The sequence below is a fragment of the Bradyrhizobium sp. SZCCT0153 genome, assembly GCF_018129995.1.
Lineage (GTDB): Bacteria > Pseudomonadota > Alphaproteobacteria > Rhizobiales > Xanthobacteraceae > Bradyrhizobium > Bradyrhizobium japonicum_G.
In genome coordinates this window covers 28458-47570 of sequence record NZ_JAFCKS010000008.1, presented here as the reverse complement: position 1 = coordinate 47570, position 19113 = coordinate 28458, and the positions used below count along the sequence as shown (strand labels likewise).

20 protein-coding genes are annotated in these 19113 nt (G+C 65.0%); 13 read left to right on the top strand and 7 right to left on the bottom strand.

All coding sequences use genetic code 11. From position 1 onward, the window contains the following. The first annotated feature begins 60 nt into the window (after positions 1–60). Genes JQ572_RS28365 through JQ572_RS28350 form a run of 4 tightly spaced genes read left to right on the top strand, consistent with a single transcriptional unit; the run spans position 61 to position 2539 of the window. A complete protein-coding gene (locus tag JQ572_RS28365) occupies positions 61–858 on the top strand; it encodes a ComF family protein (RefSeq protein ID WP_211386125.1) in 798 nt (265 codons plus the stop codon). A gap of 48 nt (positions 859–906) precedes the next feature. Beyond that, the gene (grxC, locus tag JQ572_RS28360) at positions 907–1182 is read left to right on the top strand and encodes a glutaredoxin 3 (RefSeq protein WP_211386124.1); all 276 of its coding nucleotides are present in this window, start codon (positions 907–909) and stop codon (positions 1180–1182) included. After that, the gene (locus JQ572_RS28355; protein WP_211386123.1) at positions 1179–2057 is read left to right on the top strand and encodes a carbon-nitrogen hydrolase family protein; all 879 of its coding nucleotides are present in this window, start codon (positions 1179–1181) and stop codon (positions 2055–2057) included. Before grxC ends, JQ572_RS28355 begins: the two co-directional genes overlap by 4 nt. Beyond that, on the top strand, positions 2054–2539 hold the full coding sequence (locus JQ572_RS28350; RefSeq protein WP_211386122.1) for a DUF1178 family protein: 486 nt from the start codon (positions 2054–2056) through the stop codon (positions 2537–2539). The genes JQ572_RS28355 and JQ572_RS28350 overlap by 4 nt, the downstream gene beginning before the upstream one ends. Positions 2540–2552: 13 nt before the next feature. Here JQ572_RS28350 and JQ572_RS28345 read toward each other — a convergent pair whose 3' ends face one another. From JQ572_RS28345 to JQ572_RS28335, 3 genes are all read right to left on the bottom strand, one after another. Further along, positions 2553–3452, bottom strand: a complete 900-nt coding sequence (locus JQ572_RS28345; protein WP_211386121.1) for an EamA family transporter — start codon at positions 3450–3452, stop codon at positions 2553–2555. Between the two features lie 194 nt (positions 3453–3646). Next, positions 3647–4420, bottom strand: a complete 774-nt coding sequence (ubiG, locus tag JQ572_RS28340) for a bifunctional 2-polyprenyl-6-hydroxyphenol methylase/3-demethylubiquinol 3-O-methyltransferase UbiG (protein ID WP_211386120.1) — start codon at positions 4418–4420, stop codon at positions 3647–3649. 14 nt (positions 4421–4434) lie between these two features. Further along, complete coding sequence (locus JQ572_RS28335; protein ID WP_211386119.1) at positions 4435–4902, bottom strand: PH domain-containing protein; 468 nt, start codon at positions 4900–4902, stop codon at positions 4435–4437. Between the two features lie 146 nt (positions 4903–5048). On the opposite strand from JQ572_RS28335, the gene JQ572_RS28330 reads away from it, so the two are divergent. The 5 genes from JQ572_RS28330 to JQ572_RS28310 all read left to right on the top strand — a co-directional run bounded on the left by JQ572_RS28330 (position 5049) and on the right by JQ572_RS28310 (position 12140). Next, the gene (locus tag JQ572_RS28330) at positions 5049–6305 is read left to right on the top strand and encodes an aspartate kinase (RefSeq protein WP_211386118.1); all 1257 of its coding nucleotides are present in this window, start codon (positions 5049–5051) and stop codon (positions 6303–6305) included. Positions 6306–6574: 269 nt separating this feature from the next. Then, a complete protein-coding gene (gene ptsP / locus JQ572_RS28325; RefSeq protein WP_211386117.1) occupies positions 6575–8842 on the top strand; it encodes a phosphoenolpyruvate--protein phosphotransferase in 2268 nt (755 codons plus the stop codon). Between the two features lie 57 nt (positions 8843–8899). Beyond that, complete coding sequence (gene prfA, locus JQ572_RS28320) at positions 8900–9985, top strand: peptide chain release factor 1 (protein WP_211386116.1); 1086 nt, start codon at positions 8900–8902, stop codon at positions 9983–9985. A 7-nt stretch (positions 9986–9992) separates the two neighbouring features. Continuing rightward, complete coding sequence (gene prmC / locus JQ572_RS28315; protein WP_211386115.1) at positions 9993–10874, top strand: peptide chain release factor N(5)-glutamine methyltransferase; 882 nt, start codon at positions 9993–9995, stop codon at positions 10872–10874. 465 nt (positions 10875–11339) lie between these two features. Then, entirely contained in the window at positions 11340–12140 is an 801-nt protein-coding gene (locus JQ572_RS28310) for a DUF4167 domain-containing protein (RefSeq protein ID WP_211386114.1), read from the top strand. A gap of 74 nt (positions 12141–12214) precedes the next feature. Here the strand turns inward: JQ572_RS28310 and JQ572_RS28305 are convergent, their stop codons facing one another. Beyond that, complete coding sequence (locus tag JQ572_RS28305) at positions 12215–12961, bottom strand: methyltransferase domain-containing protein (protein WP_211386113.1); 747 nt, start codon at positions 12959–12961, stop codon at positions 12215–12217. A gap of 108 nt (positions 12962–13069) precedes the next feature. On the opposite strand from JQ572_RS28305, the gene gloB reads away from it, so the two are divergent. Continuing rightward, positions 13070–13837 carry a hydroxyacylglutathione hydrolase gene (gene gloB / locus JQ572_RS28300; RefSeq protein ID WP_211386112.1) on the top strand — a complete coding sequence of 256 codons (768 nt, stop codon included), beginning with the start codon at positions 13070–13072 and terminating at the stop codon, positions 13835–13837. A gap of 9 nt (positions 13838–13846) precedes the next feature. Then, the gene (locus tag JQ572_RS28295) at positions 13847–14269 is read left to right on the top strand and encodes a cupin domain-containing protein (protein ID WP_211386111.1); all 423 of its coding nucleotides are present in this window, start codon (positions 13847–13849) and stop codon (positions 14267–14269) included. A 48-nt stretch (positions 14270–14317) separates the two neighbouring features. Here JQ572_RS28295 and yddG read toward each other — a convergent pair whose 3' ends face one another. The 3 genes from yddG to JQ572_RS28280 form a co-directional block, all read right to left on the bottom strand. Further along, complete coding sequence (yddG, locus tag JQ572_RS28290; RefSeq protein WP_211386110.1) at positions 14318–15187, bottom strand: aromatic amino acid exporter YddG; 870 nt, start codon at positions 15185–15187, stop codon at positions 14318–14320. Between the two features lie 131 nt (positions 15188–15318). Beyond that, the gene (gene phbB, locus JQ572_RS28285) at positions 15319–16044 is read right to left on the bottom strand and encodes an acetoacetyl-CoA reductase (RefSeq protein ID WP_027515120.1); all 726 of its coding nucleotides are present in this window, start codon (positions 16042–16044) and stop codon (positions 15319–15321) included. 238 nt (positions 16045–16282) lie between these two features. Then, positions 16283–17461 (bottom strand): acetyl-CoA C-acetyltransferase, encoded by a 1179-nt coding sequence (locus tag JQ572_RS28280; protein ID WP_211386109.1) that lies wholly within the window; start codon positions 17459–17461, stop codon positions 16283–16285. A gap of 302 nt (positions 17462–17763) precedes the next feature. On the opposite strand from JQ572_RS28280, the gene phaR reads away from it, so the two are divergent. Both phaR and JQ572_RS28270 read left to right on the top strand, forming a co-directional pair. Then, positions 17764–18363 carry a polyhydroxyalkanoate synthesis repressor PhaR gene (gene phaR / locus JQ572_RS28275; protein ID WP_211386108.1) on the top strand — a complete coding sequence of 200 codons (600 nt, stop codon included), beginning with the start codon at positions 17764–17766 and terminating at the stop codon, positions 18361–18363. Positions 18364–18472: 109 nt separating this feature from the next. Then, positions 18473–19093 carry a class I SAM-dependent methyltransferase gene (locus JQ572_RS28270; protein WP_211386107.1) on the top strand — a complete coding sequence of 207 codons (621 nt, stop codon included), beginning with the start codon at positions 18473–18475 and terminating at the stop codon, positions 19091–19093. The last annotated feature ends 20 nt before the right edge of the window (positions 19094–19113 follow it).

Here is a 19113-nt window from a genome sequence, read left to right as displayed (position 1 = left end):
CTGGTTACGCCGATCTCGACGGTTCTGGCAATCCGGCGCATGCGGAGCTAGCTTTCGGCCATGGAAGCCGACGCCGCCCCTTCCCGTTCCATCGCCGCCCCCCTGCGTACCGCATGGACGGCCGGCCGCCACGTCCTGTCGCGCGCGGCGCGGCTCGCGCTCGACATTGCGCTACCGACCCTGTGCGTATCCTGCCGCGAGCCGGTCGATGGCGAGGGCGTCTGCGCGGCCTGCTGGGCAAAACTGTCGTTCATCGAGCGGCCCTATTGCCCGCGGCTTGGCATCCCTTTCGTTTATGACCCCGGCCCCGACATGCTGTCGATGGAGGCGATCGCGAGCCCGCCCGCTTACCAGCGAGCCCGCGCCGCGGTGCGCTATGACGATGTCGCCCGCACATTGGTGCATGCGCTCAAATACCAGGACCGCACCGATCTGGCGCCCGCGATGGGCCGCTGGATGGCGCGCGCGGGCGGCGAGCTGCTCGCCGGGGCCGACATGCTGGTGCCGGTTCCCCTGCATTGGCGGCGGGCCTGGCGGCGCCGCTACAACCAGTCCGGCGCGCTGGCGCGAATTATCGAACGGCAGAGCGGAGTGAGGTTGCGGGGTGAGGTGCTGCGCCGGGTGCGCGCCACCGAGCAGCAAATCGGCCTGTCGCGGGCCCAGCGCGCCACAAATGTGCAGGGAGCATTCCAGGTATCCCCCGACCGTCAGGCTGAGGTACAGGGCCGCCGCATCATCCTGATCGACGACGTCCTGACGTCAGGGGCGACGCTGGACGCCTGCGCCCGTGCCTTGCTGCGCGCCAAAGCGGCCCAGGTGGACGTGCTGGTCTTTGCCCGGGTTGTGGAGGTCAGGTGAAGTCCCATATAATTCAATGAATTTCATGACATGAGAGCGCCAGGCGACATGACCGCTGCTGTCGAGATCTACACCAGGCCGGGCTGCGGCTATTGTTCCGCCGCCCGGTCACTGCTGACCCGCAAGAAGGCGACCTTCACGGAATTCGATGTCGCCAAGAACCCGGACTGGCGCCAGCAGATGTACGATCGCGCCGGCGACGGGGCGACCTTCCCGCAGATCTGGATCGGCGGAACCCATGTTGGCGGCTGCGACGAGCTCTATGCACTCGACCGCGAGGGCAAGCTCGACGGCATGCTCGAAAACGTCAAGGCGGAGTCATGAGCGACAACAGGACCTTCACCGCCGCGATGGTGCAGATGCGCACCGGCCTGATGCCGGAGCCGAGCCTCGCGCAGGCTACCCGGCTGATCCGGCAGGCTGCGGCCAACGGCGCCGACTACGTGCAGACGCCCGAAGTCAGCAACATGATGCAGCTGAACCGCAAGGCGTTGTTCGAGCACCTCCAGAGCGAAGAGGACGACAAGTCGCTCGAGGCCTATCGCGCGCTCGCGGCCGAGCTGAAGATCCACATCCATGTCGGCTCGCTGGCGCTGCGCTTCTCGGAAGAGAAGGCGGTGAACCGCTCCTTCCTGATCGGACCCGAGGGCAATGTGCTCGCGAGCTACGACAAGATCCACATGTTCGACATCGAGCTGCCGGACGGCGAGAGCTATCGCGAATCCGCCAATTACCAGCCGGGCGAGACGGCCGTGATCTCCGACCTGCCCTGGGGCCGGGTCGGGCTGACGATCTGCTACGATGTGCGCTTCCCCGCGCTCTACCGCGCGCTGGCCGAAAGCGGCGCGTCCTTCATCACCGTGCCCTCGGCCTTCACCCGCAAGACCGGCGAAGCGCATTGGCACATCCTGCTGCGCGCCCGCGCCATCGAGACCGGCTGCTTCGTGTTCGCTGCGGCGCAGGCAGGCACCCACGAGAACAAGCGTGAGACCTACGGCCATTCGCTGATCATTGATCCCTGGGGCGAGATCCTCGCGGAGGGCGATGTCGAGCCCGGCATCATCATGGCCAGAATCGATCCGGCCAAGGTCGAGACCGCGCGCCGCGCCATCCCCTCGCTCCAGCACGGCCGCCGCTTCGGCGTGGCCGATCCCAAGGCCGGACCGGACCATCTGCACCTCGTGCGGGGATCGGCATGATCCGCTACGCGCTTCACTGCGACCGCAACCACGACTTCGAGAGCTGGTTCCAGAGTTCGTCGGCCTATGATTCGCAGGTGAAGCGCAAGCTGGTGACCTGCCCGATCTGCGGTTCGGCCAAGGTCGACAAGGCGATCATGGCCCCGCGCATCGTCGGCAAGAAGGGGCGCGGACCCGCAACGCCGCCGCCCGAGCTCGCCACCACGACCGCGGCGCCCGAGGCTGCGCCATCCGGACCGACCTCGCTGATGATGGCGCAGGAGCGCGAGCTGCGCGCCAAGCTGAAAGAGCTGCGCGATCACATCGTGAAAAACGCCGACAATGTCGGCGAGCGCTTCGCCAACGAAGCCCGCGCGATGCATTACGGCGACAAGGAGCACCGCCCGATCTATGGCGAGGCCTCGCCGGATGAGGCCAAGTCGCTGATCGACGAAGGCATCGAGGTCTCGCCGCTCCCGACGCTGCCGGAAGACCGGAACTGACGGGCGAGGTGCGTCAGACTCCCACCAACACCGCCACGCCGATGACAATCAGCGCAATGCCGATGATTTCGCGCGGCGCGATCGGCTGCTTGAACGAATAATAAGCCACCGCCTGCGCGAACAGCACCTCGATCAGAGCGAGCGTGCGGACGTTGGCGGCGGCCGTTAGCGCGAACGCCAGGAACCAGAACTGCGAGGCGAAGGCGCCCATGAAGCCGGCCAGCAGCGACGGCTTCCACAATCCCAAAATCGACTGAAGCACCTTTGGTGCGCGCCAGAGCAGATAGATCGTCAGGATCAGCGTCTGTACGAACAGGCCGAGCACCAGCGTGAACGATGCCGCCGTCACGAACGAGACATCAGGCACATTGATGATGGCGCCGCGAAAACCGACCGCAGAAAGCGCGAAGGCTGCAGCCGCGACGAGGCCGGTGATGGTCGGCTTCAGCTCGGCAAAGCTCTTCTCGCCGCCGGGCCGCAGCGCCGTGATGACGACGCCGATGGTCGCGATCACGATCGCGAGCACCTTCAGCCAGGTGAGATGATCACCGAGGAAGACGAAGCCGAAGATCGCGGTCTGGATCGCCTCGGTCTTCAAATAGGCTGTCGTCACCACGAAGGAACGATCGTTCATCGCGAGCAGCATCAGGCCGGTGGCGACGATCTGGCTGAGTGCGCCGAGCAGGAGCCACGGCCAGAACACGGTCGGCGGCGCGTTGAGATGATCGCCGGTCGCCACCAACACCGCAGCCAGAAACAGCAGCGAGAACGGGAAGCCGAACAGGAAGCGGATATTGGTCGCGCCCCAGGTCCCCAGCGGCTTCGTCAGCGACCGCTGCATCGCATTGCGCGCGACCTGACCTAGCGCGGCGACGATTGTGAAGGGAATCCAGAGGTTGGCGACAGTGAGCATGGGTGGGGCTGGAGGCTGCTAATGCGGGAAAGGCACAGCTAACCTGCAAGCTACCGTCTACGCGGTCAACCACACGGGCGTCATGGGAGCGATGCTCTCGCAACACGCAGGCTGTCGTCCCGGCGAAGTCCATGCGCTCGCAGGGACGACAGCGTCTGTGGAGGAGCAGCTCTCACCTCACCCACACCCGCCCCTCACACCATCCGTTCCGCCACGACCATGTAGTTCACGTCCATATCTGACGAGAGCGTCCATTTGTCGGCGAAGGGGCTGTAGACGACGCCGGTCTGCTCGGTGATGACGAGGCGGTTGTCGAGGAGATATTTCGTCAGCTCGTCCGGCGTGACGAACTTGTTCCACTCGTGGGTGCCGCGCGGCAACCAGCGCAGGACATATTCGGCGCCGACGATGGCGAGCGCAAAGCTCTTCCAGTTCCGGTTCAGCGTCGAGACCACCATGAGGCCGTTCGGCTTCAGCATCGCGGCGCAGCGCTTCAGGAAGACGCCGACGTCGACGACGTGCTCGACCACCTCCATCGCCAGCACGATGTCGAAGCGCTCGCGCGGGTCGATCTCCTCCACCGTGGTGCAGCGGTAGTCGATCGCAAGATGGCCCTTGTCGGCATGCAGCTTCGCCGCGGCGATGTTGCTCACTGAGGGATCGACGCCGATGACCTGCGCCCCGAGGCGCGACAGCGGCTCGCACAGCAGGCCGGCGCCGCAGCCGATGTCGAGCACCCGCAGACCGCCAAGGCAATTGAGGCTGCGCACATTGCGCTCGAACTTGCGGCAGGCGGCGTCGCGGATGTAGCCGAGCCGCAGCGGGTTGATCCGGTGCAGCGGCGCCATCTTGCCGTTGGGATTCCACCATTCGGCCGAGAGCTTCGAGAATTTCGCGATCTCGGCGGCGTCGACGGTCGAGCCCGGCTGGGAGGCGGTGGTTGCGGAAGTATCTTGCTGCATGCTCATCGCTGGGCGCGGTCCTACCGCGTGGTGATCGAACTACGGAAGGCGAGGGGTGAGGCGATGGTCGAGATGGTCTCGCGACCTTCGCCAACGCCGTTGATGGTCACGTCGCCGTAGTTGAGAATTCGTCCAAGAATGGTCTGATTGACGTCGACGCTCTCGACCTTGTCCAGCGCCATCTCGAAGGTGCGGCGCTTGATGAATCCGGTCTTGTGCACAACCCTGAGATTGGTGACGTCGGTCTCGGTGGTGAAGCGATGGAACCAGCCCTTCACGGTCCAGTACAGCGCAGCCAGAGCCACCAGGCCGGAGCCGATGAGACAGAGCAGGACCAGCCCCTCGACGGCGGTTTGCCGGGACAAGACGAACAGGACCAGGGCCGCGATCCAGGCCAGGATCGCCGGAAAATAGAAGATCCAGTGCGCATTGGTCGAATACAGCACCTTCTCGCCGGGCTGCAGGATCTCGTCGATATAACGCGCCATGATCTCGGTTAACCCACTACCCCCGCACCCTGCCCCCGCAGGAACCTGCTTGCCCCCGGCCCCGACGCTCTGTATACGCGCGTTCGGAATCCGCGGGACCACGTGGGTCACCATACTGATCCTTAAGAGGGAATGCACGCGTCGTCATGAGCCGCCTCGTGATGAAATTCGGCGGCACGTCCGTCGCCAATATCGACCGTATCCGCAACGTCGCACGCCATGTGAAGCGTGAGGTCGACGCCGGCCATGAAGTGGCTGTGGTCGTCTCCGCGATGTCCGGCAAGACCAACGAGCTGGTGGCCTGGTGCACCGAGGCCTCGCCGATGCACGACGCGCGCGAATATGACGCCGTGGTCGCCTCGGGCGAACAGGTCACTTCCGGCCTGCTCGCCATCGTGCTTCAGGGCATGGGCATCCAGGCCCGTTCCTGGCAGGGCTGGCAGATCCCGATCAAGACCAGCGACGCCCATGCCTCGGCCCGGATCGAGGACATCGACGGCAGCGAGATCATCAAGCGCTTCCAGGAGCGGAAAGAGGTCGCTGTTATCGCCGGCTTCCAGGGCATCAACCCGGAGACCAATCGCATCACCACGCTCGGACGCGGCGGCTCCGATACCTCGGCCGTGGCGATCGCCGCCGCCGTCAAGGCGGACCGCTGCGATATCTACACCGACGTCGATGGTGTCTACACCACCGACCCGCGAATCGTGCCGAAGGCCAAGAGGCTCGACAAGATCGCGTTCGAGGACATGCTGGAACTGGCCTCCCAGGGCGCAAAGGTGCTCCAGGTCCGCTCGGTGGAACTCGGCATGGTCCACAACATGCCGATCTTCGTCCGCTCGAGCTTCGACAAGCCCGAGGATATCGACCCGCATGCCAACCAGCCACCCGGCACGCTGATCTGCAGCGAGGAGGAGATCATGGAAAGCCACGTCGTCACCGGTATCGCGTTTTCGAAGGACGAGGCCCAGATCTCGGTGCGCCAGATCGAGGACAAGCCCGGCGTTGCGGCCTCGATCTTCGGCCCGCTGGCCGACGCCAACATCAACGTCGACATGATCGTGCAGAACGTCTCCGAGGACGGCAAGACCACCGACCTCACCTTCACGGTGCCGGCCGCCGACTACACCCGCGCCAAGGACACGATTACCGCCGCCAAGGGCACGATCGGCTATGCGCGGCTCGACACCGCCACCGACGTCGCGAAAATCTCGGTGATCGGCAGCGGCATGCGCAGCCATGCCGGCGTCGCCGCCCAGGCGTTCTCGGCCCTCGCGGGGCGGAATATCAACATCCGGGCCATCACAACCTCCGAGATCAAGTTCTCGGTATTGATCGACACCGCCTATACCGAGCTTGCGGTGCGCACCCTGCACACGCTCTACGGTCTCGATCAGGTTTAGACGAATTTTCTCTTAGCGGTCGCAGCAAACGCGAAGGTGTCCACACTTTCGCGTTTGGCAGGCGTTTTGCTTGGCAAAACAAGCCCCAATTCGCTATACGGCGAACAGGGTGGGCTGCCGGAAACTGTGCCCCAGTTCAGGCGGTGCTGATTCGGCTCAGGCAACCGCCGGGGGCCGGCGCCGGACGAGCATATTTGTTGTTTTTCTGGATTTCTGGGCGAGCCGCCGTGGCCCTTTCGGTCCCGGCAGACGGAGGAGATTGACGGTTCATGCGGAGCGCGTCGGGAGGTCCCCGCGTCTTGTTGAGACGGCTCCGCGAAACCATGGCGGAGCAGGTCTCGGCCCAGGAGCGGCTGGACAAGATCGTGGTGCTTATCGCCGCCAACATGGTGGCCGAGGTCTGCTCGGTCTATGTGCTGCGCATCGACAACACGCTCGAGCTCTACGCCACCGAAGGCCTCAACCGCGAGGCGGTGCACCATACCGTGTTGACCGCCCATGAGGGGCTGGTCGGCCTCGTCGCGAGCGAGGCGACGCCGCTCAATCTGAGCGACGCGCAGAGCCATCCGGCCTTCTCGTTCCGCCCCGAGACCGGCGAAGAAATCTACCACTCCTTCCTCGGCGTGCCGGTCCTGCGCGCCGGCAACACGCTCGGCGTGCTGGTGGTGCAGAACCGCGCCAAGCGCAACTATGTCGAGGAGGAGCTCGAGGCGCTGCAGACCACCGCGATGGTGCTGGCGGAGCTGATCGCCTCCGGCGAGCTGTCCGCGCTGGCCCAGCCGGGCCAGGAGCCGGCCGCGCGCCATTCGGCGCAGAAGGTCGGTGCCATCCTGTCGGAAGGCATCGCGCTCGGCCATGTCGTGCTGCACGAGCCGCGCGTCGTCATCAAGGACTACATCGCCGAGGACCTGCCGAAGGAGATCAAGCGGCTCGACACCGCGCTCGCCAAGCTGCGCGCCGATCTCGACCGCATGCTGGAGCGCGGCGACGTCGCCGAGGGCGGCGAGCACCGCGAGGTGCTGGAAGCCTACCGCATGTTCGCCAACGACCAGGGCTGGTCGCACAAGCTGCACGAGGCGGTCGCCACCGGCCTCACGGCGGAAGCCGCCGTCGAGCGCGTGCAGTCCGACACCCGCGCACGCATGCTGCGCTCGACCGATCCCTATCTGCGCGACCGGCTGCATGATCTGGAGGATCTCGGCTACCGCCTGATGCGGCAGCTGGTCGGCCAGGATCACGCGCCTTCACGTGAACAATTGCCCGACAATGCCATCGTCATCGCGCGCGCGATGGGCCCGGCGGCGCTGCTCGATTACGACCGCAAGCGCCTGCGCGGCATCGTGCTGGAGGAAGGCACCGCCAACTCCCACGTCTCGATCGTGGCGCGCGCGCTCGGCATCCCCGCGGTCGGCGAAGTCCCGAACGCGCCCGGCATCGCCGATCCCGGCGACGCCATCATCGTCGACGGCACCTCCGGCTCGATCTATGTCCGGCCGTCACAGGAGGTCGAGGCCGCCTTCGCCGAGCGCGTGCGCTTCCGCGCCCGCCGCCAGGCGCAGTATCTGGCGCTGCGCGACCTGCCCTGCGTCACCAGGGACGGCCAGAAGGTCGAGCTGATGATCAACGCGGGTCTTGCGATCGACCTGCCGCACATCGAGGATACCGGCAGCGCCGGCATCGGCCTGTTTCGCACCGAGCTGCAATTCATGGTCGGCCAGAGCCTGCCGCGCACCAGCGACCAGCTCGCGCTCTATCGTACCGTACTGGATGCCGCCGGCGCCAAGCCCGTCACCTTCCGCACCCTCGACATCGGCGGCGACAAGGCGCTGCCTTATATGGAAGCGGTGATCGAGGAAAACCCCGCGCTCGGATGGCGCGCGATCCGGCTCGGGCTCGACCGTCCCGGCCTGCTCCGCGGCCAGATCCGCGCGCTGCTGCGCGCCGGCGGCGGCCGCGCGCTGCGCATCATGTTCCCGATGATCTCGGAGGTCGCCGAATTCGATTCGGCGAAGGCGCTGGTCGAACGCGAGCTCACCTATCTGCGCCAGCACGGCCACACGCTGCCGGAGCGGATCGACATCGGCACCATGGTCGAAGTGCCCGCCCTGCTCTATCAGCTCGACGAGCTCCTGAAGAAGGTCGACTTCATCTCGGTCGGCTCCAACGATCTGTTCCAGTTCCTGTTCGCGGTCGACCGCGGCAACGCGAAAGTCTCCGAGCGCTTCGACACGATGTCGGCGCCGATTTTGCGCGCGCTTCGCGACATCGCGCGCAAGTCGCAGGCCGCGAAGAAATCGCTGTCGCTGTGCGGCGAGATGGCGTCGAAGCCGATCGGCGCGCTGGCGCTGATCGCGATGGGCTACCGCTCGCTGTCGCTTTCGGCGACCGCACTTGGTCCGGTCAAGGCGATGGTGATCGACCTCGACGCGAAGAAGGCCGAAGCGATGCTCGGCCCCTTGCTGGACGCACCCGCCGGGAGCGTCTCGATCCGGCAGAAGCTGACGGAATTTGCCGAGGCCGAAGGCCTGGCGTTGTAGCTGGCCTGCCGCCGCTTCCCGCCGCCTCGCCCTTTTCCGCATTTTGAGACTGAACCGATGTCGTCACTTCCCGAAGCCAAACTGGACATTCTGCTCGCGCATCACGCCTCGCTCGAGGCCGAATCGCTTGGCCAGCTCGCCTCCGAGCGCTATGTGCAGATCACGCGCGAGCTCGCCGAGATCACGCCGCTGATCGAAGCGGTCAAAGCCTATCGCTCCGCCGTCAAGGAGCTTGCCGACACCGAGGCGCTGATCGCCGATCCCGCGACCGATGCCGAGATGCGGAGCATGGCGGAGGCCGAGCGCGACGAGCTCAATCCGAAGATCGAAGAGCTGGTCCAGGAGATTCGCGTCGCGCTGCTGCCCAAGGACGCCATGGACGACCGCAACGTGGTGCTGGAAATCCGCGCCGGCACCGGCGGCGACGAAGCCTCGCTGTTCGCCGGCGACCTGTTCCGGATGTATGAGCGCTTCGCCAGCTTGCAGGGCTGGAAGGTCGAGGTGATCTCGGCGAGCGAAGGCACCGTCGGCGGCTACAAGGAGATCATCGCGGAGGTGCAGGGCCGCGGCGCGTTCTCCAAGCTGAAGTTCGAATCCGGCGTGCACCGCGTGCAGCGCGTGCCCGACACCGAGACGCAGGGCCGCATCCATACGTCCGCCGCCACCGTCGCCGTGCTGCCGGAGGTCGAGGACGTCGACGTCGACATCAAGAATGACGATCTGCGGATCGAGACCATGCGCGCGCAGGGCGCCGGCGGCCAGCACGTCAACAAGACGGAATCGGCGATCCGCATCACCCACATTCCGACCGGCATCGTGGTGATGATGCAGGACAGCCGCTCGCAGCACAAGAACCGCGCTTCCGCCATGAACATCCTGCGCTCGCGCATCTACGACGCGGAGCAACAACGCCTTGACGCCGCACGCTCCGCCGAGCGCAAGGAGAAGGTCGGCTCCGGCGACCGCAGCGAGCGCATCCGCACCTACAATTTCCCGCAAGGGCGCGTCACCGATCACCGCATCAATCTGACGCTCTACAAGCTGCCGCAGGTGATCGCCGGCGAAGCGCTCGGCGAATTGGTCGACGCGCTGACCACCGAGCACCAGGCGGCGCAGCTCGCTGCCCAAGGCGTGGCGGCATGACGGGCACGTGAGCAATCCCTTCACCGGACTATCGATCGAGAGCGCGCGGCGCGCGCTGGCGGCAAAACTGCGATCGGCACAGCTCGACGACGTCGAGCTCGACGCCCGCATCCTGCTAGGTGCGGCGCTCGGCCTCGATCTGACCGGTCTGATCGCGCAGGGCGCCCGCACCCTCGGCGAAGCCGAGGCGGCGCGGCTCGCGCAGCATGCCGAGCGCCGGATCGCGGGCGAGCCGGTGGCGCGCATTCTCGGCACAGCCGAATTCTGGGGCCTGCCGTTTCGTCTGTCGGAAGCAACGCTGGTGCCGCGTCCCGATACCGAAACCGTGGTCGAGCGCGCGCTCGAGCTGTTTGGCGAGCGGCAAATATCTCATCCGCCGCGAATCGCGGATGTCGGCACCGGGTCGGGCGCCATTCTGCTCGCGCTGCTGCACGAAATTCCCGATGCCTTCGGTGTCGGCACCGATCTCAGCCCGAACGCCCTCGACACCGCGAGGAGCAATGCCGCTGCTCTGGGCCTCGCCGGCCGCGCCGGCTTCGTCGCCTGCTCCTACGCGGCGGCGCTCCGCGGCCCGTTCGACCTCATCGTCTCGAACCCGCCCTATATTCCCTCGGCCGAGATTCCGAAACTGAGCGTCGAGGTGCGCGAGCACGATCCACATCTGGCACTCGACGGCGGCAATGACGGCTATGACGCTTATCGCGCCCTGATCCCTCAGGCGAGCGAACGACTGGCCCCCGGCGGAGCGCTGATCGTCGAGGCCGGGCAGGGCCAGGCCCGGAATATTGAAACCTTGATGACGGCTGCCGCGTTGGTTGTGGACAGGCCGCCCAGGGCCGATCTGGCGGGTATCCTGCGGGCGGTTTCGGCCCGAAAAATGCCCCCATAAAAGCCGGATTGGACTGCAAAAAACCTCTTGGAATATCCCTTGGGAACGACTACGTTCCGATCAACACATCGGTGCCGGCCCCGTAGATCTACGGACGAAAGCCGGGCTCTCGGGCGAGAGCTTTACTGATTTAAAGGTTCCAAGCCGCAGGTCCTGTGAAGCGCGATGGCCATTGGAGCTGCGCTGCTCTCCGACCGCAAAGTGAACGAAAGCCTGATATTGCGCTTGAAGACTTACGCAACACAGCTGGGCTTGTTTCGGCAGGCGAAATGAATGGGTTCGCTGGCGATCAATGCTGGCGGGTGGGGAACGCGTCTTTGTTGAACGCGACGGTCGACGAACATCGGCAGGGATCAATTCCGCGCTCGCGCGCGGTGCGCGCAAGCGGTGTGAACCGCTGTCATCGGGTCACTCCTAGCAATCAGTAATGCGTGCAACCTTTAGGGCTGGAATTAAAGGCAGGACATGAGAAACGGTCAGAACAAGCAGCGGATGCGCAACCGCAACAACAACAATAACAACAATAATAATAACAACCGACGCGGCCAGAACCCGATGACCCGGGTCTACGAGTCCAACGGACCCGACATCAAGATCCGCGGCACGGCTTCGCATATTGCTGAAAAATATCTGCAGCTCGCGCGCGACGCGCGCTCGTCAGGCGATCCCGTTGCGGCCGAGAATTACTACCAGCACGCCGAGCATTATTTCCGCCTGATCGCGACGGCCCAGGAACAGTTCCGCCAGAACCAGCAGCCGCGCGGCGACGAGCCGATCAGCAACAACAGCGGCGACGACGGCGAGGACGACGGCGAGAATTTCTCGAATTTCGGCCAGGAGCCGGGTTTCGTCCCGCAGCCGCCGCCGCCGCAGCAGCCCTTCATGCGCGACCGCGACGGCCAGCGCGATCATCACCAGCGTGACCATCAGCCGCGCGAAAACCAGCCCTATCAGCGCGAGAACCAGCAGCCGCGCGAGCACCGTGAACGTGAGCACCGTCCGCAGCCGCAATACCAGCCCCAGCCTCAGCCGCTCCCGCTGAACCAGCCGCAGCCCGTCGTTGCCGACGCCGGCAGCGTCGACCGTCTGCCCTCCTTCATCACCGGCCCGCAGCCGCAAGTGAATGGTGGCGCGAATGTCCCGGGCGCCTTCGAAGGCGGTGGTGCCGGTGAACGCTTTCCGCGGCGGCGCCGCCGGCCGCATGGCCCGCGCCCCGAGCGCGAAGCTGCTCCGGCCGCATCGAGCGACGAAGTGGCCGGCGAGTAGGCTGCAACGCCGTCGCCAGACTGAACCAGATATCCTGAACTGAATCGTCCCGGCCTCGCCGGGACGATTTGTTTTCAGCCGCGCGTCGCCGTCGTCGAGGACGGCACCAGCACCGGCTTGGCCAGCGAGGGAATCAACCGCGCCCGCTCGCGCTTGGCGGGGATGGCGCGGTAGACCTGCTTGGTGGCCTCGACGATGTGCACGCCGGCGAAGGGCAGCGACAGCGCCGCACCGGCGCGCTCCCACATCTGCGCGGATCTCAGCACCCAGCCGCCGGCATAAGGCGGCATGAAAAGCGCCTCGCCCCAGGCGGTCGGGGTGAACCAGGTCTGGCGCAAAAGGTCGGTGATCTGCGAGCGCGAATAGGGGCGGCCGTGACCGAACGGCGTGCTGTCGGTGCGGGTCCACACCCCGCGCCGGTTCGGGATGACCGCGATCACGCGGCCGGATGGCGACAGCACGCGCCACACCTCGCGCAGCAGCGCGGCTGGATCGTCCGACATTTCCAGCGCGTGAATCAGAAGAATGCGATCCACCGCAGCGTCAGGGAGCGGCAGCGAGAACTCATCCACCAGCGAGGCCAGCGCCGGCCGTCCCGTCGGCCATTTCAAGACCCCCTGCGCCGAGGGCATGAAGGCGATGCAGCGCTCGGCATCTTCGCGGAACAGGCCGAGATAGGGCGTGGGATAGCCGATGCCGAGCACGCGCTGGCCCCCGGCACGCGGCCAGCGTTCCCTGATGCCGCGATTGATCATTTGCCGCGCCACGATCCCGAGGCGGCGGGAGTAGAATTCGCGGAGGTCGACGACATCAATGGTCATGACGGCAATGTAACATGCACGAGGCAGCTCCCGCGCGCGGAATATTGCATTGCCTGCGCAACGTTAAGGCCATATTTGTCTGGCGGGGCTGAGCCCGATGGAGATGACATGGCCGCCGAAATTCGTACTTTCAACTGTTTAAACGACAATTTCGGTTATCTGATCCACGATGTGGAAACCAAGGCGACGGCGTCGATCGACGCTCCGGAGGCCGGTCCCATCCTGAAGGCGCTGGAGCGCGAGGGCTGGCAACTCACCGACATCCTGATCACCCATCATCATGGCGATCATGTCGGCGGCGTCGCCGAACTCAAGCAGAAATACAATTGCCGCGTCGTCGCGCCGCACGACAAGACGACGAAGATCGCAGACGTCGACCTGCGCGTCGCCAATGCCGAAATCGTCAAGGTCGGCAGCCTGCTGGGGCGCGTCCTGGAGACGCCGGGCCACACGCTCGACCACATCTCCTACGTGTTCGACACCGAGAAGACGGTGTTCGCCGCCGACACGCTGTTCTCGATCGGCTGCGGCCGCGTGTTCGAGGGCACCTATCCGATGATGTGGGATTCGCTTTTGAAGCTGCGTGCCCTGCCCGACGACTTCAAGCTCTATTGCGGCCATGAATACACGGCGTCCAACGTCAAATTCGCGCTCACCGTCGACCCCGACAATGCGGCGCTCCAGGCGCGGGCGGCGGAGGTCACCAAGCTGCGGGCCGAGAACAGGCCGACCATTCCCTCACTGCTTGGTGACGAGAAGCGAGCAAACGTGTTCCTGCGTGCTGACGAACCCTCGGTCGCAGCCAGGCTGCACATGAAGGGTGCGGATGCCGCCGCGGTGTTCGGCGAGCTGCGCGAGCGCAAAAACAAATCCTGACGGGGATCGATGCCGACCGCAGCCGAGATCATCGCGCGCCTCGAACTCCGCCCGCATCCCGAAGGCGGGCATTACCGCGAGACGTTTCGCGACCAGGCCGCGGACGCCAATGGCCGGTCGCGCTCGACCCTCATTTACTTCCTGCTTGCGCGCGACGAACGTTCGCACTGGCATCGCATCGATGCGGTCGAGATCTGGCACTATTACGCCGGCAGCCCGCTGACGCTGCGCATCGCCCATGAGGGCTGCTCGCAGCACGAGGTGAGGCTCGGCACCGACCTCGTGAACGGCGAGCGGCCGCAGGGAATCGTGCCGGCGAATGCCTGGCAGATGGCGGAGACCACCGGGGAATGGACGCTGGTCGGCTGCACCGTGGCGCCGGCGTTCGAGTTCGCGAAATTCGAACTCGCGCCGAAGGGCTGGGAGCCTTAAACCGAATTGTCGTTCCGGGCCGCGCGGAGCGCGAACCCGGCATGACAATTATCTCTTCCGCAACACCATGTCCTTCGCCGCGATCAGGCCGCCGCCGGCGATCAGGATCGCGGCAATGGCGATGTTGGCGCTGGCTTTCGCGAAACCGGCGGCGATGAGGAAGCCGGTCGAGAGCAGCGGCGTCGCGTAGGAGGCTGCGCCGAGCACGCGGATGTCACCGCGCTTCATGCCGACGTCCCAGGCGTAAAACGCCGCACCGACAGGGCCGATGCCGAGCGCGATGACGGAAAGCCATTGCAGCGTGGTCTCCGGCCACACGGTGGTTTCCAGTGCGGCATGCATCAGCGCGGCCAGCGCGGCCGTGGCAAGGCAGAATCCCGCGACCGCATCCGTCGGCACCGCCTTGAGCCGGCGCGACAGCACAGAATAGGCCGCCCAGACGAACGCCGCGACGAACGCGGCAATCAGTCCCGGCATCTGGCCCGGCGCGAAGCCGGAGGTGCTTCCGGCGAACAGCAGCACGGTGCCGACGAGACCGAGCACCGCGCCGATGATGTGATGTATGGCAAGCCGCTCGCCCGGCAGGAACGACGAGAACAGCACGATCAGCAGCGGCCACATGTAATTCAAAAGGCCGGCTTCGGCCGGCGGCGCAAAGCGCAGCGCCAGGAAATAGAGCGCGTGATAGCCGAACAGGCCGCCGACGCCGACAATCCACACGACCAGCGGCTGAACCAGGCTCTTGGCCGCATCGCCGCGACCGATCCAGGTGAGGAGGCCGACGAGTCCGCCGATCGCGAACGTCATCGCGGCGAGCTGGAACGCCGGGATCTTTCCGGTCGCCACCGTCATCACTGACAGCAGCGACCACATCAGGATCGCGGTCAATCCGATCAGCGTCGCGGTGCGGGGAGTCATCAATCAAAAGGCTCTGAGGACGTTTATGCCCGGCACGAGGCCGGGCATTTTCGTCTTCACTATCGCCTTGTCGCGCCCGAAGCTACAGGCATTTCGCTCAAAGGATTTGAGCCAAGAGAACTGGCGCCACTTCAGGCCTGATATTGGCCGCCATTGATGGTCAGCGTCGAGCCGGTGATGAAGCCGGCCTCGTCGGCGGCCAGGAACACGACCGCGCGCGCGATCTCTTCCGGTTCGCCGAGCCGGTTGACCGGGATCTGCGGGATCACGTTCTTTTCCAGGACGTCCTTGGGCACTGCCTGCACCATTTCGGTGTTGATGTAGCCGGGGCAGATCGCATTGACGGTGATGCCGCCCTTGGCGTTCTCGAGTGCGAGCGCCTTGGTGAAGCCGATGTCACCGGCCTTCGCCGCCGAATAGTTGACCTGGCCGAACTGTCCCTTCTGGCCGTTGATCGACGAGATAGAGATGATCCGGCCGAATTTGCGGGCACGCATGCCTTCGATCACCGGGCGCGTCATGTTGAACAGCGAACCGAGATTGGTATTGATGACCGCGTTCCACTGCTCGAGCGTCATCTTGTGGAAAGCGGTGTCGCGGGTGATGCCGGCATTGTTGACGAGCACGTCGATCGGGCCGACCTCGGCCTCGACCTTCTTCACGCCCTCGGCGCAGGCGTCGAAACTGCTGACGTCCCATTTGTAGACGGCAATGCCGGTCTCGGCCTTGAACTTCTCCGCCGCCGCATCGTTGCCGGCGTAGCTCGCCGCAACCTTGTATCCCGCCGCCTTCAGCGCCTTGCTGATCGCCGCTCCGATGCCCCGCGTACCACCCGTGACCAATGCAACACGTGCCATGTCGTATTCCTTCCCTTGGACTCTTCGGACGTTTCTGAGTGATCGTTTTTAGATGCGGATTATGCGGGACGTTTGACGGACATCAAGAACAAAACGCCCGGCGTTGAGCCGGGCGTTTCTCTTTAGTCGAGGCGTGCACGGTTGCGAAGAATATTTGATTTGCAACCGCCGCCTTTTTAATCGCGTGCAATGCACTCACCATGTGTGCAGCGCACGCGCAGATTACGCGTCAGCTCTCTCAGTCGCGTGCCAGACACATTGCGATACCCATGCCGCCGCCGATGCACAGCGTGGCGAGGCCCTTCTTCGAATCGCGCTTCTGCATCTCGTGCAGCAGCGTCACCAGCACACGCGCGCCGGAGGCGCCGACCGGATGGCCGATCGCGATCGCGCCGCCATTGACGTTGACCTTGGAGGTATCCCAGCCGAGGTCCTTGTTGACGGCGCAGGCCTGCGCCGCGAAGGCCTCGTTGGCCTCGATCAGGTCGAGGTCACCGACATTCCAGCCGGCCTTCTTCAGCGCGGCGCGCGAGGCCGGGATCGGGCCGGAGCCCATGATCTTCGGATCGACGCCGGCCTGAGCCCACGACACGATGCGCGCGAGCGGCTTCTTGCCTTCCTTGGCAGCCTGCTTTGCGGTCATCAGCACCACGGCGGCAGCGCCGTCATTGATGCCGGAAGCAGAGCCCGCGGTGACCGTGCCTTCCTTCTCGAAAGCGGGACGGAGCTTCGCCATCGCATCTAACGTGGCGCCGTGGCGCGGATATTCATCGGCGCTGACGACGACATCGCCCTTGCGGCCCTTGATGGTGACGGGGACGATCTCGTCGTTGAACTTGCCGGCCTTCTGCGCAGCTTCGGCCTTCTGCTGCGAGGCGACCGCGAACTCGTCCTGCTGGGCGCGGGTGATCTGCCACTGGCGCGCGACGTTCTCGGCGGTGTTGCCCATATGGTATCCGTTGAAGGCATCCCACAGGCCGTCCTTGATCATGGTGTCGATGAACTCGACCGGGCCCATCTTGACGCCGCCGCGCAGGTACTGGGCGTGCGGAGCCATGCTCATGGATTCCTGGCCGCCGGCGACGACGATCTCGGAATCTCCGTTGAGCAGCGCCTGATAGCCGAGCGCGACGGTGCGCAGGCCCGAGCCGCAAAGCTGGTTCACGCCCCAAGCCGGGCTCTCCACCGGAATGCCGGCGGCGATCGAGGCCTGGCGGGCCGGGTTCTGGCCTTGGGCAGCGGTCAGGATCTGGCCCATGATGACTTCGGAGACCCGGCCAGGCTCGATGCCACCACGCTCCAGCGCGGCCTTGATGGCGATGGCGCCGAGGTCATGGGCGGGAAGGGTCGCGAACGCTCCGTTGAAGCTTCCGACCGGGGTGCGGGCGGCGCTGACGATGACGACATCGTCTGACATGGGCATCTCCTGGGGTTGAATGGGGGCAGACGGGGCTGGGAAAAGGCTCGCCAGTCTCGAACGGCATCCTGTTAACGTCGTTGAGGCATGTCAATCGGCTGGTGACCGAATTGATGCCGCAGCGCATTCAAAATAGCGTTCTTGGCGCTTTCGCAAGCAAGATTTTGCTCCGCAATTAACCGTGGCGCACAAAACGGTAGCGTGACCCCTTTGAAAATGCTTATTTTGTTGCGTTGCGTACTCTTCCCGCCCTGCGGCATAGCCCGCCGGGTTCCCGTTCTCCGCGTTGCAAGTGAGAGCCCATGGCGAAATCAGACCAACCCACCACCATCAAGAAATACGCGAACCGACGGCTCTATAACACCGGAACGAGCACCTATGTGACGCTGGAAGACCTCGCCGCCATGGTCAAGGACGGCGAAGATTTCCTCGTCTACGACGCCAAGACCGGCGACGACATCACCCGCTCCGTGCTCGCCCAGATCATCTTCGAGCAGGAAAACAAGGCCGGGCAGAACCTGCTCCCGACCACGTTCCTGCGCCAGCTGATCCGCTTCTACGGCGACAGCATGCAGATGGTGGTGCCGAAATATCTGGAGCAGGCAATCGCGTCGCTGACCCAGGAGCAGGAAAAGTTCCGCAAGCAGATCGCCAACTCGCTCTCCGGAACCCCGTTTGCGCCGCTGGAAGAACAGGTCCGTCGCAACATGGAGCTGTTCCAGCAGACCTTCTCGATGTTCAAGCCGTTTGTCCCCACGGCAGGCCGCCCGGCGGCGACCACCACCGAGCCCGAATCCGATGCGAGCGCGGAGCCGGCCAAGGACACCAACATCGACGACTTGCGCCAGCAGATGAAGGACATGCAGGAACGCCTCGAGCGCATGTCGAAAAAGGACGAGTAGGTCTTTCGTTCGCACCGGCGCGCCCGCATGCAGCGGGTGCGCAAACGACCGATTGATCGTGGCGCCCTCATTTTTATGGACCGCCGTCCCGGCCATGGCCGGAGCCCCCATGTCTGACCGCACCACGCACTGGGACACCGTCTACGCCACCAAGGGCGAAGCCGAGGTCAGCTGGTTTCAGGACAGCCCGGCGATTTCGCTCGAGATGATACGCGCGGCCAATCCGGACCATGATGCCTTCATCATCGACATCGGCGGCGGCGCGTCGCGGCTCGTGGACGCGCTCCTGCAGGACGGATACCGCGCTCTCGCGGTGCTGGACCTCTCCGCCAACGCGCTCCAGAAAGCGAAGACGCGAATCGGCCAGGCCGCCTCAACGGTCGACTGGATCGTTGCCGACGCCACGACATGGCGACCGACGAAGACCTACGACGTCTGGCACGATCGCGCCGCGTTTCACTTCCTGACGGATCCGCGCGACAGGGCGGCTTATGTCGAACGCCTGCGGTCGGCGATCGCACCGGGCGGACACGTCATCATCGCCACGTTCGCACCCCACGGTCCGGAGAAATGCAGCGGCTTGCCGGTGCAGCGCCACGACAGCGCAAGCCTCTCAGCCGAGCTCGGGCCGGATTTCGAACTGGTCGAGGTGCTGAGCGAGATTCACCACACACCGTGGCAATCGACGCAGGCGTTTCAGTTCAGCCGGTTTATGCGACGGCGCGCATAAGCGCGCGTCGAAGGACGGAG